The sequence below is a fragment of the Brucella sp. IR073 genome (assembly GCF_049065735.1).
In the GTDB taxonomy this organism is placed as follows: domain Bacteria; phylum Pseudomonadota; class Alphaproteobacteria; order Rhizobiales; family Rhizobiaceae; genus Paramesorhizobium.
In genome coordinates this window covers 528,963-544,443 of the sequence record NZ_JBAKHD010000003.1, presented here as the reverse complement: position 1 = coordinate 544,443, position 15,481 = coordinate 528,963, and the positions used below count along the sequence as shown (strand labels likewise).

Below are 15,481 nucleotides of genomic sequence, written 5' to 3'. Positions count from 1 at the left end.
CCTCACACGCCCTTTGCAATCCGGCGGCGTGCCGTCATCAGGATGTGCCTGACGGCGGCGGGGCGAAACAGCCATGTCGCGAGCAGAAACATCATCCCGCCCGCCGCGCCGCCCGCAATCAGCGTCAAGAGAGGCGGCATGGCGCGCAGCGGCAGGATGGCGAGGCCGGCGGCGATGCCGCTAGCGGCGGAGATGATGAGCGAGAGGGCGATATCCCGCCAGGGAACGGGAACCGGCGTCAGCCGCTCGGCTATGAAGGCGCAGACGATGAGCGCCATCAGCGATCCTCCTGACAGTGCCAGCGCCGCGCCGAGCTCGGCCATGCGCGGGATGAGCAGCACCGACAGGGCGATGGTCGCGACCGACCCGAGGGAGGTCGCGCCGATCAAGAGCCATGGCCGCTTATGGGCATAGATGACGGTGCCATAGACGAAACTCGTCAGGTTCGCGCAGATGACGGCGAAGGCGATGACGGGGAAGAGGAAGCCCACCTCGCCATGGTAGCTTTGCGGCAGCAGAAGTCCGGTGATCGGCCCGTTGAGCGCCACGAGCATGGCGGCAACGGGCAGGCAGAGCTGCATCAGGAGCGCCATGATCTGTGAAAGCAATTCGCCCGATGCCGCCGAGCCCTGTTCGTCAAAGCGGCTCATCACCTCAGGAAATGCGCCCATATTGATGGCATTGCCGACCATGTCGATGGGCTGGCGGGCGAGCACATAGGCGGCGGCGAAAACCGCGACGGCGGCGGCGTTGTGATAGGCGTTGAGGAACAGGCGTTCGGCGCTGTTGAGGCCGAACCCTACCAGCGCCATGACGATAAGCGGCATGCCGAGCATGAAAAGCTCGCGCCCGGTGAAACGTGGCGGCCCGGCGACGACGCGCCGCGAAGCGACGACCGAGGCGGCGATGCCGGCCATCAGCATGCCCGCGCTCGAACCCAGCGACACGACAAGGAAATTATCCGGAAACACTGTTATTGCCGCGATGGGCAGAATGAGTTGCAGCAGGGCGCGCAAGGATTCCAGCAGCGAATAGGCCGAATGCCGCTGCTGCATCTGCAAGACGGTCAGAGCAAAACGCGCGATGGCGCCGACGACAAGGTAAACGCAGACGGCGGCGGCGAATTCCATCCAGCGCGACGGCACGACGAAGGCCGAGGCGACCGCCGAGATCACCAGCGCCAGCGCCGTCGTGCCGATGAGCACCTTCCCGGCGAGCGCCAGGCTGCCGCGTGAAATCTCGCCCTTGCCGCCGAGCCGCAAGAGCGCAGTCCGCAGCCAGTTGGTCAGCGCCGTATCCGTCATCTCGCCCACGGTCACGACCAGGGTCAAGAGGCCGTATTCCTCCTGATTGAGAAGGCGCGTGACGATGACCAGCACCAGCAACGCGGAAATCCGCGTCAGAAGGATGGCCGGGCCGTAGATGAGGGTGGAGCGAAGAAGCAAGGAATGTCGATCCTGAGGAAAAGTGGAGGCTGCGGGCACTCTGTCTAGAGCAGTTCATGTTTCGATGGAATGACCTGAATTTTCGTTTTGGGGACCATGGTTATCACGGAGACGTAGAGGCATGGATCCCAGTGACAAGCACTGGGATGACGGGTTGCCTTGCTGTTGGCATGCAACCTCCGGCCTCTCCACTTGGCAGAGCATATCCGGCAGGGGAAAGACATCTCCGCTGCGTCATCCCAGTGCTTGTCACTGGGATCCATGCCTCTACGGTGACGCGGCCGCAACGATAAAAGAACGCAGCCGTTTCTATCCCAAGATGAAATTTCCTAGATCCTCGGGACAAGCCCGAGGATGACGGTGTGGCAATGGCGATCCCTACTGCTTCAGCCCCAGGGCCTTGAGCAGCGCTTCCTCAGGCACCGCCGGTCCCGTCGGCTGAATGAGCGTCATGCCATATGGATTGGAATATTCCCAGACCGACCAGGGAATATGGAATTGCTCGGCAAGCGTCCTTGCGGCGGTGATGTAGCGCGAGCGGTCGGGCTCGGGGGCGCCGCTGCGGCCGTCCGCCGACATGAGGATCACGCCGAACTCGCCCATGAACAGCCTGCTGGCGGGAATGCCGTGCTTGCTTGCCCAAGCCATCGCTTCGCCGAAACGGGCGCTCAACTGGTTCGGCCCCCATTGATCCTGAAAATAGTCCGAGATGATCGGTTGCGCCTCGGCCATGTTTGCCTGCTTTTCGCTGGCGCTTAAGCCTGCATTGTCCATCTTTTTCAGGAGGATCGCGCTTACCCCCTCGGGCGTGCCGCAGGAGGCCGGCCAGGGGAGGCCGGACATGAAGCCGTTCGAGCGGTCCGAGCGCTGATGGGTGAAGGCGTGGGGCTCATACATATGGAAGCTGTAATAGATGTTCGGATCGTCGAAATCGGGCAGGAGATCGGTGAGCCCGGTTACGTTTCCGCCGCAGGCGCCGGTGGCGACGATGGTGAGGTTGCGGCTTACCGAGCGGATATCGCGCACGGTATCGGTCATGATGCGCTGCCAGTCATCGGTGCCCCCGGCATCGCAAGGATAGTGCGCCGGCTCATTGAAGGGCTCGAACGCGACGCGGCCCGTGCCGGCCTTGACGAGCATGCGAGCGACGTCCTTCACCATGTCCCGGTAGCGGGCAATGCCCTCGCTGTCCGCCGGGCCATTGATGAGGTCCATGGAATAGGCTGGAACCTGCGAATTGCTGTGCAGATTGAACACGACCTTGAGGCCCGAGGCCGTGGCCTGCCCGACCGCATCAGACAGGACTTCAAGCGCCTCCTGCCGTTTCGTTCCCTGGCTTGCGAGCAGCGGGCCGGGGTCGACGGTGAGGCGGATGAAGTCGAAGCCCATGGATTTGATCCGCTTGAACTCGTCTTCCTCAGGCCAGTCCGAAAGCGGCCTTCCATCGGACAGCCATTGCTCTCTAGTGCGGTATGGCGGCCAATGATAGGAGCCATCGGGATCGAGTGGCGACCAGTTGAGCCATCCGTGGACGCCGACGCCGCGCTCCAGGGGAAGAGGTGCAGCTGCCGCGCTCGTGACTGCCAGGCACAGCGCCGCTGCAATGACCATTAATGCTTTCACGCCCAATCTCCTCGGTTCAGGACAATAATGTGTAGAGTATGATCCCGGAAAGCAGGAGGGGATAAGTTTAGGCTGCGGATACAAAAATCTGGGGCGTTGTTCTGATTTTATTAGAACAAAAAGGGCTTTAGGAGTGGAGCGTAAAAAAGATATCCCGCAATGCGTTTATTGCCGGGATGGGAGTTGGAGCGTTTCGATGAAACTCGGCTGGTATATCAACCGATTGCGCAACATGGAGCCGGCCGAGATCATGCATCGGCTTGTCGAGCAGCAGCGCAAGACCGTTTCCAGATATAGCGGTGGCGGTTGGCAGCGCTATGGCGCAACCGCGCTCAATCCGGTTTTCCCGCAATGGCGCGACGCTTTGCTCGGGGCGACCCCGGCACAGAAAGAGGCCATCGTGCGCGCCGCGCAAGCAACGCTGGAGGGCAGGTTTTCCGCGCTGGGGCGGGACTGGCCCGCGCGCGATCCCGATAACCTCTTTCACGCCGATTTCTGGCGCCTCGATCCGGTGACCGGCACGCTCTGGCCGGGCGCGGATGCCTATACGTTCGATATCGATTTCCGGCATTTCGCAGAGCGCGGCGACATCAAATATGTCTGGGAAGCGGGCCGGCTGCAATATCTGCCCGTGCTCGCCGCTTATCTCATCTTGACCGGCGACGCGCGGGCAAAACGGGCCATCGAAGCGGCGATCGATAGCTGGCATGCGGCCAATCCGCCCTTTCGCGGGGTATCGTGGGCTTCGGGAATCGAAGTGGCGCTTCGAGCCATCAGCCTCATCGTCACGCTTGATCTGGCGGGGGGAAATATCGGCGGCGAGAGCCGGAGACAGGTGGCGCAAATCCTCGCGGCGAGCGCTTATTGGCTGGCGCGGTTCCCTTCCGCCTATTCATCCGCCAATAACCATCTGGTGGCCGAGCTTGCCGGTGAATATGTCATTGGCCTTGCCTTCGGCGAAAAAGCGGAAGGGCCGCGCAAGGCATTGCTGGAGGAGACCTGCAAGCAGATTCTCCCTGACGGGCTCGGCGCGGAACAGAGCCCGACCTATGGCGCGTTTACCGCCGAAATGATCCTTCTCTGCGCGGCTGCGGCAAAGGCGAAGGACGCGCCCTTTCCGCCCGATGTGACGGCGCGGCTCGCCGCTTTTGCCGATGCCGTGAACTGGCTGCCCAAGAATGCCTCTTATGGCGATGACGACGAGGGCCGCGCCCTGACGCTGGGGGACGAGGGCGACTATACCGGCTCGATTGCCGCAGCCATATCTGGCTTTCTCGGCCAGCCGGGCCCCATGCCGGAAGCGGGCGATTTCCGCTCGATCTTCTTCGGCGTGCCCGCGCAATCCGTGCCGAAGCCCATGGGGCTCAAGATCTTCCCAGATGGCGGCCTTTCTGTCTGGCGCGGGATCATCAATGGCCGCCATGTCGAGATGATGTTCGATCATGGCCCGCTCGGCTATCTCTCCATCGCCGCGCATGGCCATGCGGATGCCCTCTCGCTCACGCTGTTCATCGATGGCGAGCCCGTGCTGGTCGACCCCGGCACCTGGGCTTATGGCGCGGGCGGCGTGTGGCGCGACTGGTTCCGCTCCACCCCGGCGCACAATACGCTCAACATATCGGGCAAGAGCCAGAGCATCATTTCGGGCAAGTTCAACTGGTCGCATAAGGCCGCTGCCGCCCTTGTGCGCTCCACGCCTGAGCCGGACTGGAGCCTCTGCGCCCGCCATGACGGCTATGAAGGACGGTTCGGGGCGATACATCAGCGCACCATGTCCCCTTGTCCTGATGGCATCCGCGTGACCGACCGGCTTCTTGGCAAAGCGCAAGAGGCGGAAGTGGTGTTCCAGCTTGCTGCCGACATCGCGGCGCGGGTCGATGGCAATGCCGTCACATTGATGCGCAATGACGAGAAGCTGCTCACCATCCGTTTTCCCGACCAAGCCATCGAAATCCGCGCGGGCGGCGACGAGCCGGGGGAGGGCGGCTGGGTTTCCCCGCGTTTCGGTGTGCGGCATCCGGCGGCGCGGATTGCCTGGCGCGGCATGGTCGCCGAGGAGGGAAGCAATTTCGAGATCGGCCTGATCGCGCCGGGATCGCGGGATGGATAGAGGATTAATCATAGTCCGGCTTTTGCCGGTCCCATACCGCCGATTTACTTGTGTCGCGATGCGGAACTTCGTAACATCTGGGTTGCGGGCCTCTGGGATGAACTCCAAAAATCACGATATGCGCGGAGCGCATTTGACCTTGGCCGCAGATGTGCGCTCCAATCACATGCACAGGTTGCCATGTTTGCCGAAATCTCTGCCAAAATCGTCCAGAAGCTCTACAATATCGACTATATTACCCTGGGCCTTATCTTGGGGACGGCGCTCGTCAGCGCGCTCATCGTCTACTGGCGGACGGTCGAGAATAAATCGGTCCGGGATTTCTTCGACTTCATGTTCCCGGCGGAAGTGATCATGCATCCTTCGGCGCGCGCCGATGCGATGTTCTGGATCACGAAGAAGCTGATGATGCCCTTCCTGCTAATCCCGGCGGGCGCCACTTTCGTCACTGCGGTGGGCTATGGAACGAACCGTCTCATAAGCTGGACATTCGGTCTCGAAGGCCCTCTCCTCGGCGGGCCGGCGGGGCCGGTCGTCCTGGTGATCTTCACGGCGACCATGCTTCTGGCCTATGACATTTCCTATTATCTCTACCACTACGCCCAGCATCGCTTCCCGTTCCTGTGGGAATTGCACAAGGTGCATCACTCGGCGGAAGTGATGGTCGGCATCACCAAGGATCGCGTGCATCCGCTCGATGATCTGATGAACCGCATGTGGGACGGGGTCATTCCGGGCATCTGTTTCGGCATATGGAGCGTGATTGCCCTCGATCCGGTGGAGATCGCCGTCTTCGGCCTCAACGTCTATGTGCTGCGCAACATCCTGATGATGGATTTCGTGCGGCATACCCATTTGCCGATTTCGTTCGGGCGGCTGGACAACATTCTCTTGTCCCCGCATTGGCATCAAATCCACCACAGTATCGATCCGCGCCATTACGACAAGAATTTCGGCCTGCTGTTTTCCTTCTGGGACCGGTTGTTCGGCACGCATTTCGTTCCCAATCCGAAAGAGCCGCTGAAATTCGGGCTGATCGACCGGGATGCCAGAGATTATCAATCGCTTGCCGGGCTCTACATCCTGCCGCTGAAGAAAATGGGGCGGCGCATCATGAATCAGCTTCGCCGCCTGCGCGGGACGCAAACACAGGATGTCTCCTCCTCATGAACTCGCACGCAATCGAAGCGGTCAAGGGCGTGGACCGCCTGGAGATCGTCGAGTCCGCCAGCCGGCTGGCTGAGGTCGAGGCGCCGTGGACGCAGCTATGGCGCGAATGCGACGCCCTGATCTTCCAAAGCCATGGCTGGATTTCGGCTTGGTGGAAGACTGTGAAGAATCCGGAGCAGATCGCCTTGCGCATCGGCCTTGCCTGGAGCGGGGAGAGGCTCGTCGCCGTCATCCCGCTGGCGATCACTCGGCGCAAGGGGCTTTCCTTTCTCGAATGGGCCGCTGCGGCCCATTCCGACTATGGCGATATTCTCTGTGCGCCGGGCTGTTCGGAGGCGACGCTCGACGCGCTATGGGTCCGCCTATGCAGGGCTGGCGGCTTCGATCTCGCCTTCATCAACCGGCTTTTGCCCGATGCGGCGGCGCGGCGGGTCTTTGCTCCGGGCAAGCGGACCGGCGTGCGGCTTCGCCTCGACCATCGGCAGGAGATCAGCTCACGTATTGCCGGCGACGGACAGAGCGGGGCGGCATGGCTGGCGAGCCGCTCCAAGAAAGCCCGCAAGAACCATCGCCGCTGCCTCAAGCTGCTCGAGGAAGGCGGGGCCGTGCGGGTGCGTCTCATCGAAGCCGGCGAGCCGCTCGAGCCCATTCTCGACCGTCTAGCCCTGCTCAAGCGCAAATGGCTGGAGAATAACGGACGCTCCTCCGAACTTTTCGAAGAGGGCGCGCCGGCGCTCAAGGCGCTGGTCGAGGTGCTGGCGCGCGCCGGGATGCTGCATATCTTCGTGATCGAGCGCGACGGCGTTATCGCCGCCATTTCGATCAATTTCATCCAGCACGATACGATGATGGCCTGGGTGACGACTTACGACCCCGACTTCGCGCGCGCCTCTCCCGGCATGGTGCTGATCTTCGAATATGTGCAATGGGCGTTCGACCATGGCATCGGCACGGTCGACCTGCTTTGCGGCGGCGAGGCGTTCAAGGACCGCCTTGCGTCCCACTCGGTTACCTTGCAGACATTCATCGGCGCGCGCACCGCAAAGGGCGCGCTCGCCCTGCTCGCCGACGGGGTGCGGCAGAGATTGAGGCGGAAGAAGGAAGAGGCTGTGCCTGAGGAGGAGGGGGAGTAGGGGGTACGCTTGGCGACGTCAACCCGGCCTCGTCACTCCACCAGCCGCACCACCAGCGGTGCCTTGCCGCTCTTGGTGCGCGTCACGCTGTCCACCGTCCTGATCTGGATATCGATGCCGGAGGGGATTTTCTGCCGGGCGTTGGCGAGGATGGCATTGGTGCTCGCCTCGCCGAAATCCTCGAGCGGAACGACCTGAATTTCGATGCTGGCGAGGCTTTTCTGGACGATCTGCATCCGCGCGATGCCGGGAACGCCGCGCGGGATGTGGTTCATGCCGATGAGGCGCGCGCCTTCGGGGGACAGCACATAGTCTGTGCGCCGGCCTTCGATGCCCTGGAACGGTAGAAGACCGAGCGTCACCGCCTCCACATCGCCGGCGCTCAGCCCGCGGGGGAGCCTGGCGAGATCTCCGGTGCGGAAACGCACGAGGGGTTGCGCGGCGTTCCAATAGGAGGTCCCGACGATTTCGTAGAAGCTCGACTCGCCCTCCTCATAGGCGGGGATGAGTTCCACCCGCCCATAGGCGGGGAGGAAATAATGCTCGCCGGGCCTGACAGCATGGGAGGCGCAGACACGCTCCGCCTGGCCGTAGAAATCGATGACCGGCACCCGGAAAATACCGGAAATCTCGCTGAATACGCCTGCATCGAGCACTTCGGACGACGCAAGGATGAGTTTCAGCCCCGGAAGCCCGCCGTCTCTCAGCATGCTCGCGCCCAGCCTGGCGAAGGCCTCCAGCGAGGAGGGATAGACCCACAGCATTTGCGGCTGGAACGACCGGATGGCTTCGATGTAGCTGCCTGCCGTCGCAGCGTTGAGGTGAAAGCTCGAGCAGATGAGCTGGCGGCCGCCCTGCCGCATCCGCCAGTGTGGCTCGCTCATGTCATCGGGGCTTTTGACCATGTCGCCGCGCAGGACCGCCATGCGCGCTGTCCGCATCTCAAGGCCCGAATGCCGCCGCACCAGATGGTCGACCGCCGCCTGCTCGAACACGACCGCTTCCAGCGAGCGTTTGAGGGCGACGGGAACGCCCGTCGTGCCGCCGGTCGAGGCGGTTGCGGGCGGGATGAGCGTCCGCGCCAGGCAGATGCGCGGGTTCTGGCTGAGCGTCTCCTTTTCGAGCAGGGGCCACTCATCGTAGTTGCCTTTGGCCGCTATGGTCCGCCCATAGGGCGTCTTGGCGGCGATGGCGAGCGCTTGGGCGGTCAGCGCGTCGCGCAAGGCCTTGCGTTCGTCGAGCGACATCTTCTCGGCGCGAAGGATGAGCTTGCCGAGCCGCGCGTAGATGCCGGGCGTGCGGCGAACCAGATTCTCCGCGATCGAATTCTTCAGATATGCGGTAGCCCCCATCACGGACCTTTCCGGCCCGTTCATAGCATATTGCGCTCGTTAAAGGCCTTGAATCCTGACGATTGATTGTCGGAAATCGGGCCGAAGTCAAGCGAAGTTGTGTCGCGCGGCGGCTTCGCGCCATATGACGCATATCCTGTCCGCATAGGGACCGATATCGAGATGCTGCCGCTGGAAGGCTTGCGCATGGGCGCCGAGGCGGCGGCGCAGCGCTTCATCCTCAACCAGCCGGATGAGTGCACCGGCAAGGGCTTCAGCGTCGCCGGGGGGGACGAGCAGGCCGGTCTCGCCGTCCTGCACAATATCTTCGATCGCGCCGACCGGGGTGGTGACGATTCCCAGTCCCGATGCCATGGCTTCGATGACCGATATGGGAAGGTTTTCCGCGTGGGAGGGGAGGGTGAGGATATCGCCCGTGGCAAGAAGCCGCGCCGTGTCGTCGGCCTTGAGCCATCCGGGCACCGTCACCCGGTCCGCAAGGCCGAGGGCCGCTATCTCGGACCGCAGGGCCTCGACCGCCCCGTCTCCGGCCAGGGTTGCGCGCCAGCCCGGAACGGTCTTCATCCGTGCGAGGGCTTTGACCAGCTCCGGCACGCCCTTGCGCTCCTCGATCCGCCCGAGAAAGAGGATATGGACGCTTTCGCCCCCTCCCGCATGGGGTAAACGCGGCTGCTCCACGGCATTGGGGACGATGGTGATGCGCTCCTGGGCGGATGGAACCTTGCCGGCAATGTAGGCCTGCCATGGGGTGCCGAGCACGATGATACCGCTCGCCTTGTCGAAGAGGGTGTGGATCGACCGGCTTACGAGCGTACCGCTGCCATTCCAGAAGCTGCGGAACTCCGCGCCGTGCAGGTGGATGACATAGGGAATGCGCAGCAGGCGCGCGACTGCGGCGATGGCGATCTTGCGATAGGTGCTGCCGCGGCTGGCGAGGTTGATATGGACGAGGTCGATCTTCCCACCCATCCGCGCGCGCGCCATCCGGGCGCAGAATTGCAGGAGAGGGAGCCATGAAAGCGCCACGGACCCATGGCCGCGCGTCGGCAGGAAACTGGCGGCGACATTGCGCGGATGTTCATTCAGCTCGGCCTTGAGGGAGGCCATGATGCGGTCGATCCCGCCTTGCCCGGTGCCTCCGGCGGGTGTCGCGATGAGAACGTTCAGGGGGTTGCCGGTTTCAGTCATGGAGCAATGCTTCGTAGCGGTCGCCGATGGGCGTGATGCCGAAATCGGCGGCACGGCGTTTCAGCTCCGCCTCAGGCGTCGGGTTATCAAGCATATGCGCCATCGCCTCGGCCAGGGCCGGGGCGTCACCGACGGGGACGAGCATGCCGTAACGGCCATTGTCGAGAATCTCACGCGGCCCATGGGGCGCGTCGGTGGAGACCACCGGGACGCCCGCCGCCATCGCCTCCACCAGCACATTGCCGAAGCCTTCGCTGGTGGAGGAAAGGACGAACAGGTCGGCGACGGCGTAGCAGGCCTGGGGATCGTTGACATAGCCCGCAAACAGCACGGCATCGCCGATCCCGGCCTGCCGGGCTTGAACGCGCAATTCGCCGTCGAGCGGGCCTTCGCCGAAGATGACCAGCCTTGCGGGCTGCTTCGCCCTCAATAGCGCGAAAGCGTCAAGCAGGGTGCGGTGATCCTTGACCGGAACCAGCCGCCCGGCGGTGACGATGATGGGACCCGCGCCCATCGCCGCGAGATCCTGCCGCCAGCCATGGGATTGATCCGACGCCGCCACGGCCTGCGGCAGGGGATTGTGAATGACGGTGACCTTGGCGGCCGGATAGCCGCGCGCCACCAATTCGCGCCCGACCCCGGTGGAAACAGCGATGGCCTTTGTCGCCCGCGCGGCGACGAGCGACGACATCGCATGCGCGATCCGCGAGCCGAGCCGGTCCGCCGTCAGTGCGCTTGCGGCATGGAATGTCGGGAAAAACCGCGCGCGGCTCCCCCCAAGAATGAGCGCCGCCGCTGCGAGGAGGTTGACGAATTCCGGCGCGCTGAAGACGGCATCAGGTGCGAGGCTTCGCAGCAAGCGCGCCGTCTGGAAAAGGCCTTTCAGCGTCGTCGGCTTGCCATATCCTTCGCCTTTCAGCGGCAAATCGAAATCAATGAGCCTGACGGAGCTGGCAACAAGCGCCGCATTGGGCCCCTCGCCATTCCATGTAAGCAGCGTCACGTCATGGCCGCGCGCGGCCATTTCGTTGGCGACAAGCACGAAAACGCGCTCGGCCCCGCCGCCTCTGAGGCTCGCCAGAAGAAAGACGATGCGCTTCGGCACGTTCAGGCCGTCTTGAGTTGCGGGGCTTCGGGCGGCAGGCGCATATCCTGCCGGATGCCCCAGACGATCGAAAGGAACAGCCCAAGGCCGAAGCCGCCGACAGCGCCGAGAGCCACCAGAAGCTTGGTGCTCGGGGGCCAGGAACGTCCCTTCGGGGGCGTCGGGGCGGAAATCACCTGAACATTCGTGGTATCGAGCTGCTCGCGCTCGGTGAGCTGGCGGGTGCGCTCGAGATAGCGCTGGTAGATCGCGCCCTTCGATGTGGCTTCGCGCTCAAGCTCGCGCAGGGCGATTTCGGAATCCCCGGCGTTGAAGACGGTGCTCTGCAGCTTGTTCATCTCCGCTGTGAGGGAGTTCAGCGCGATCTGCGCGGCATCGCGATTGGCTTTCGCCCCTTCGACCGTGCGCTGATATTCGGCCTTGAGCTGCGCGTTGATCGTGTCCAGCGTGACCTTCAGCTTGAGGATCGACGGGTGGCGGGGGCCAAGCAGCACGGATTGCGAATTGAGCTGCTCGCGCGCGGCATTGGCCTTGTTGCGCAAATCGGCCAGCGTCGGAGAGACGGCTGGATTGGCATTGGTGCCATTAACGCCGCCGGCCACCAGCGTGTCGTAATTCGCCTGCGCCGCGGCCAGGCGGGCGCGGGCGTCGAGGATCTGTGTGTTGAGCTGGGTCATCGATTGCGAGCTAACGAGCTGGCCATTGCTGGAGACGAGCTTGTGGGTACGCTTATAGTCCTCGACCTTCTTTTCCGCCATCAGAACGTCCTGCTTCATCTGGCTGAGGCGGCTGTCGAGCGCTGCCGCTGCACGGTTCGCGCCTTCGGATTCGGTTTCCGCAAGCTCTTCCCGGAAGGCTTTCACAATGGCCTGCGAAAGCTCGATGGCCTCTCCCGATGTGGGCGCCGTGACGAGGAGGGTGGTAACGAAGGATTGCTCGTCCGCCCTGACGTTGACGTCCTGCTGCAGCGTGGAGAGAGCCGCGAGTTTGCGGTCGGAAGCGGGGTCGCTGGTGCGCGGCGCAAATTCGGGATCGTCGGCGAGGTGCAATTCGTCCACCACGCGCGAAAGCACGTTGCGGGAGGTCAGCACGCGCTGCCGGCTGCGCGCCACGAAAATCTGGCCGTCGACCTGGCCGGACTGGGGATAGAGATCGTTGTCGACGATCTGCAGATTGGCCGGATTGATGAGAATGTCGGTTGCGACGGTATAGCGCTTCGGAGCCATCAGGCCATAAAGGCCGCCCGCCAGCGCGCCCAGGAGCGCCAAGAGGAGCGCCAGCATCAGCCCGGCCCGCAGCCAGACGAAGATGCGCCGGAAATCCAATTCGAGGAAATCGCCGACCTTTTCCACCGTCACCGAGGGAGGGGATTCCTTTACTGGGGCCTCGACAGGAGCGGTGGCAGCCGTGCGCTGCGCCGCGCCTTTGGCCGCCAAGGTGCCGAAAAGCGACGAATGCAATCGCCGACTCCCTGGCGACAAACGGTGAGGACGCTCCTCGGACATGGACATTTACTCGTGAACGCTTGGTGTCGGGACTATCGTTAGGTCAGCTTCGTTAATATACGGTTATCCAAGTTTCTTTACGACTGGGGCGTCGGACGCCGTCGATGAAACCGCAAAGTGAGCAGGCAAGGCTGTGAGCATACCTTTGGGAGAAGAGCAACTCACAATGATGGAAGCGCGCCGTCAGAATGCGCTTTCGCTGATATTTTTCTTCTCTGCGGCCTTTGCTTTCCTTCTGCGCGCGGTGATCTCGCCGCAGATGCTGAACATGGTGATGTCCTATACGAGCGAAGGCGGTTCCTTTCCGGAAAAGCTTCATGTCGGAACCTATCTCATCTTTCTGGTGCTCGTGCTGATCTGCATCAGCCGGCCCATCCGAATCGCGGGCAACGATATCAGGCTGTTCCGCGCGACGCTGTCCTATGCGCTCTTCCTTTCGCTGCTGGTGCCCTATCTTTTCCTTGTCGGCAGGGCCGGTTCCGCCGGCTTCATCATCGATTCCTATCTGGTTGCCTGTGCCGCGGTCCTCATCATGCTGTGCCTTGGCGAGGAAATCGGCCGGGCGCTGGGAAATGTCCTTCTCGGCATGTTTATCCTCAGCGCTATAATCGGCACATTCGAGGCGATGACGCATTTCCGGCTTCTGCCCTATAGCAACACGGAATTGCAGTTCCGTCCGACGGGTCTCGCGCCTCATCCGCTGGCGCTGGGCGCGCAATGCGCGACCGCCATCGGCTTCGTGGCGCTGACGCGCTGGCGGCTCTGGGTGCGTGTGCTCTGCATCTTCATCCTTTATGTCGGCACGGCGGCGGCGGGCGCGCGCGCGGCGCTGCTGCTTGCGACCGCTGAAATCCTGTTTCTGCTGATTTTCCTGCCCTGGCCGCGCCTGTCGCCCGCGCACCGGCGCCAGGCCAAGCTCGTCGTGCTTGTGCTGACGCTGATTGCCGGCGCGCTGCTGGTCGCGGTGCTCTTTTCGGCAGGGTTCCTCGACCGTTTCAGCAATACGCTTTTCGACGAGAATTATTACGCGCGCGTCAAGATCTACGAGGTGTTCCAACTGGTGGAGTGGAAGGACATTCTGTTCGGCATGAATGTCAACGACCTCCTGAAGATCGTCAACGAGCAGCTGAACCTGCCCTTTATCGAGAGCACGCCTGTTGTGCTCACGCTGCTGTTCGGCCTGCCGATTGCCCTGATCTTCGCCGCGGCGTTCTTCCGTTATGTTCTGCAGCTTCTCTATCGAGCGCCTCTGGCCGCCTGGGCCGCCTCGACGGTGTCGATCCTGGCGGCATTGTCCAACAACGCTCTTTCTTCGAAAGGGCCGGATTTGATGCTGCTGTTCGTTTTGATTATGGCCTATCGGAAGCCGGTGCTGCGCTCGCAGTCTACGCAATAACACTCAGCCGCAGCTATCGATCACCTCTATTCCGCCAGCCCGATTGAGCGTGTGGATGCCTTTGCGGTTCCAGGCCGGGCCGGGCAGGATTGGGCGGGGCGGGGAGAAGCTGACAGCGCCATGGTCGAGCCGCTCCAACTGCATCAGGCCGAGCCCGCCGCCATAGGTCTGCGAGCCATCCTGCACGGGCAGCAACACCTCGTCACCCTGCCGGATGAAGGCGCCGCCGGGCCTGGCGGCGGAATGATCGATGGCGAGGGGATTCAGCGCATGGGGGGCCCACGGTCCGCGCAGGGCGGGCGCGGAATAGGCCACCATCGTATCCGAAGCGCTGCCATAGCCGAAGCGCTGTGTGCCGATGAGCCAGAATGTGCCGTCCATCTCGAAGAGGGTCGCGTCGTTGATTTCGATATCGCTGATAAGAACGGTGTCACGCACCCAGCGGTGGGGAAATTGCGCGGCGCGATAGAGAACGAGCTCCCGTGCCGCCGCGCTTTCGGGAATCATGTAGATTTCGCCGTCCTTCGCGAAGACTTGCGGATAGGACAGATGGTGCGGCTCCTCCAGCACCGGCTGCGGCGTTTCGAATGTGCCGTCGTCGCGCAGTTCTGAGGCTGAGATGATCCCGCGGCCTCTCGCGTAGGGAAACTCCTCCACGAGGAGATAGACGCGGCCATCCTTTTCGAAAAGGAAGGGATCGGCATAGAACCGCTGGCCGTCATCCGGCAGGACCGTGAATTCCGGTCCGTCCAGTTTTCCGGTTTCGGCGATGCCGGGCCCGTCGATCCGGCGATAGGCCACCTGCCAATAAAAGGGGCGGCGTTTGAGTTTTTCGGCGGCGCGTTCCGCAATGCCTCTTGCCAGAAAACGCGGGTAGCTCAATGCGAACGCATGCTTGCTGATGCCAGAACCGCCGCCGCCGTCAGAAGTTGCCGGGATCAACCCGAGCACTTCGGATGACGTGCGGTGTATTGCGACGGCCTGCATGATGAGGGAAACGGCCCCCGCCAGAAGATTATCGGCTGCGCGTGTCAGCCACAGCCGATCCTGGATCATCGGGCGGCCGCGCGCCACCACCGTGCCGCTGATGGCGACGGCAAGCTCAGCCCTGCCGCCGTTGGCGACCATGGCGGCGAGGCCCGCCGGGAAGGTCTTCTGGCCGCAGAATCTGAGGGTCATCACCGGCTTGTCCTGGCTTGCGGAGCCGGATGTGAGGTCGATGACGAGATCGGCCTGGCCGTCGCCGTCAACAGGCAAAGGCGCGCATAGGCTTGCGAGCGAAGCGCCGAAGCGCCGGGCTTCCAGCGCCAGCACGGTGCGCAGCCCGACCGGCTCCGGTGTAGCTGCGGCCCCGTGCCGGACAGACACGGCATGCCCTGCCGCAACGAGCCGCGCCACGAGCTCGTTCTGCCACAGGCGGCAACCCGCAACCGGCAATAACACGCAAATCCGGG

General features: G+C 63.0%; 11 protein-coding genes. 4 read left to right on the top strand and 7 right to left on the bottom strand.

Annotated features, from left to right (window positions below; all coding sequences use genetic code 11):
* Positions 1 to 2 precede the first annotated feature (2 nt).
* Together ACOWVG_RS09270 and ACOWVG_RS09265 are read right to left on the bottom strand one after the other, a co-directional pair.
* Entirely contained in the window at positions 3 to 1,445 is a 1,443-nt protein-coding gene (locus tag ACOWVG_RS09270) for a lipopolysaccharide biosynthesis protein (RefSeq protein ID WP_420961632.1), read from the bottom strand.
* A gap of 378 nt (positions 1,446 to 1,823) precedes the next feature.
* Entirely contained in the window at positions 1,824 to 3,068 is a 1,245-nt protein-coding gene (locus ACOWVG_RS09265; protein ID WP_420961630.1) for a glycoside hydrolase family 5 protein, read from the bottom strand.
* 196 nt (positions 3,069 to 3,264) lie between these two features.
* Here ACOWVG_RS09265 and ACOWVG_RS09260 point away from each other — a divergent pair, with 196 nt between their 5' ends.
* From ACOWVG_RS09260 to ACOWVG_RS09250, 3 genes are all read left to right on the top strand, one after another.
* Complete coding sequence (locus ACOWVG_RS09260) at positions 3,265 to 5,178, top strand: heparinase II/III family protein (protein WP_420961628.1); 1,914 nt, start codon at positions 3,265 to 3,267, stop codon at positions 5,176 to 5,178.
* Positions 5,179 to 5,358: 180 nt separating this feature from the next.
* Positions 5,359 to 6,348: a sterol desaturase family protein gene (locus tag ACOWVG_RS09255; RefSeq protein ID WP_420961627.1), complete on the top strand. Its 990-nt coding sequence runs from the start codon at positions 5,359 to 5,361 to the stop codon at positions 6,346 to 6,348.
* Positions 6,345 to 7,481: a GNAT family N-acetyltransferase gene (locus ACOWVG_RS09250; protein WP_420961625.1), complete on the top strand. Its 1,137-nt coding sequence runs from the start codon at positions 6,345 to 6,347 to the stop codon at positions 7,479 to 7,481. The genes ACOWVG_RS09255 and ACOWVG_RS09250 overlap by 4 nt, the downstream gene beginning before the upstream one ends.
* Positions 7,482 to 7,513: 32 nt before the next feature.
* On the opposite strand, the gene ACOWVG_RS09245 is transcribed toward ACOWVG_RS09250, so the two are convergent.
* From ACOWVG_RS09245 to ACOWVG_RS09230, 4 genes are all read right to left on the bottom strand, one after another.
* Positions 7,514 to 8,833, bottom strand: coding sequence for a hypothetical protein (locus tag ACOWVG_RS09245; protein ID WP_420961624.1), 1,320 nt, complete (start codon positions 8,831 to 8,833; stop codon positions 7,514 to 7,516).
* 87 nt (positions 8,834 to 8,920) lie between these two features.
* Positions 8,921 to 10,021 (bottom strand): glycosyltransferase family 4 protein, encoded by a 1,101-nt coding sequence (locus ACOWVG_RS09240; protein WP_420961623.1) that lies wholly within the window; start codon positions 10,019 to 10,021, stop codon positions 8,921 to 8,923.
* The gene (locus tag ACOWVG_RS09235; RefSeq protein ID WP_420961622.1) at positions 10,014 to 11,126 is read right to left on the bottom strand and encodes a glycosyltransferase; all 1,113 of its coding nucleotides are present in this window, start codon (positions 11,124 to 11,126) and stop codon (positions 10,014 to 10,016) included. Before ACOWVG_RS09235 ends, ACOWVG_RS09240 begins: the two co-directional genes overlap by 8 nt.
* A gap of 2 nt (positions 11,127 to 11,128) precedes the next feature.
* The gene (locus tag ACOWVG_RS09230) at positions 11,129 to 12,586 is read right to left on the bottom strand and encodes a GumC family protein (RefSeq protein WP_420961621.1); all 1,458 of its coding nucleotides are present in this window, start codon (positions 12,584 to 12,586) and stop codon (positions 11,129 to 11,131) included.
* A 211-nt stretch (positions 12,587 to 12,797) separates the two neighbouring features.
* On the opposite strand from ACOWVG_RS09230, the gene ACOWVG_RS09225 reads away from it, so the two are divergent.
* Positions 12,798 to 14,027, top strand: a complete 1,230-nt coding sequence (locus ACOWVG_RS09225; protein WP_420961619.1) for a VpsF family polysaccharide biosynthesis protein — start codon at positions 12,798 to 12,800, stop codon at positions 14,025 to 14,027.
* Positions 14,028 to 14,030: 3 nt separating this feature from the next.
* Here the strand turns inward: ACOWVG_RS09225 and ACOWVG_RS09220 are convergent, their stop codons facing one another.
* Positions 14,031 to 15,470, bottom strand: a complete 1,440-nt coding sequence (locus tag ACOWVG_RS09220) for a glucosamine inositolphosphorylceramide transferase family protein (protein WP_420961617.1) — start codon at positions 15,468 to 15,470, stop codon at positions 14,031 to 14,033.
* Positions 15,471 to 15,481: the final 11 nt, after the last annotated feature.

Excerpts from the sequence above, each read along its gene's own strand:
- ACOWVG_RS09260 (WP_420961628.1), top strand. The coding sequence starts at position 3,265 with ATGAAACTCGGCTGGTATATCAACCGATTGCGCAACATGGAGCCGGCC.
- ACOWVG_RS09255 (WP_420961627.1), top strand. The coding sequence starts at position 5,359 with ATGTTTGCCGAAATCTCTGCCAAAATCGTCCAGAAGCTCTACAATATC.
- ACOWVG_RS09250 (WP_420961625.1), top strand. The coding sequence starts at position 6,345 with ATGAACTCGCACGCAATCGAAGCGGTCAAGGGCGTGGACCGCCTGGAG.
- ACOWVG_RS09245 (WP_420961624.1), bottom strand. The coding sequence starts at position 8,833 with ATGGGGGCTACCGCATATCTGAAGAATTCGATCGCGGAGAATCTGGTT.
- ACOWVG_RS09240 (WP_420961623.1), bottom strand. The coding sequence starts at position 10,021 with ATGACTGAAACCGGCAACCCCCTGAACGTTCTCATCGCGACACCCGCC.
- ACOWVG_RS09225 (WP_420961619.1), top strand. The coding sequence starts at position 12,798 with ATGATGGAAGCGCGCCGTCAGAATGCGCTTTCGCTGATATTTTTCTTC.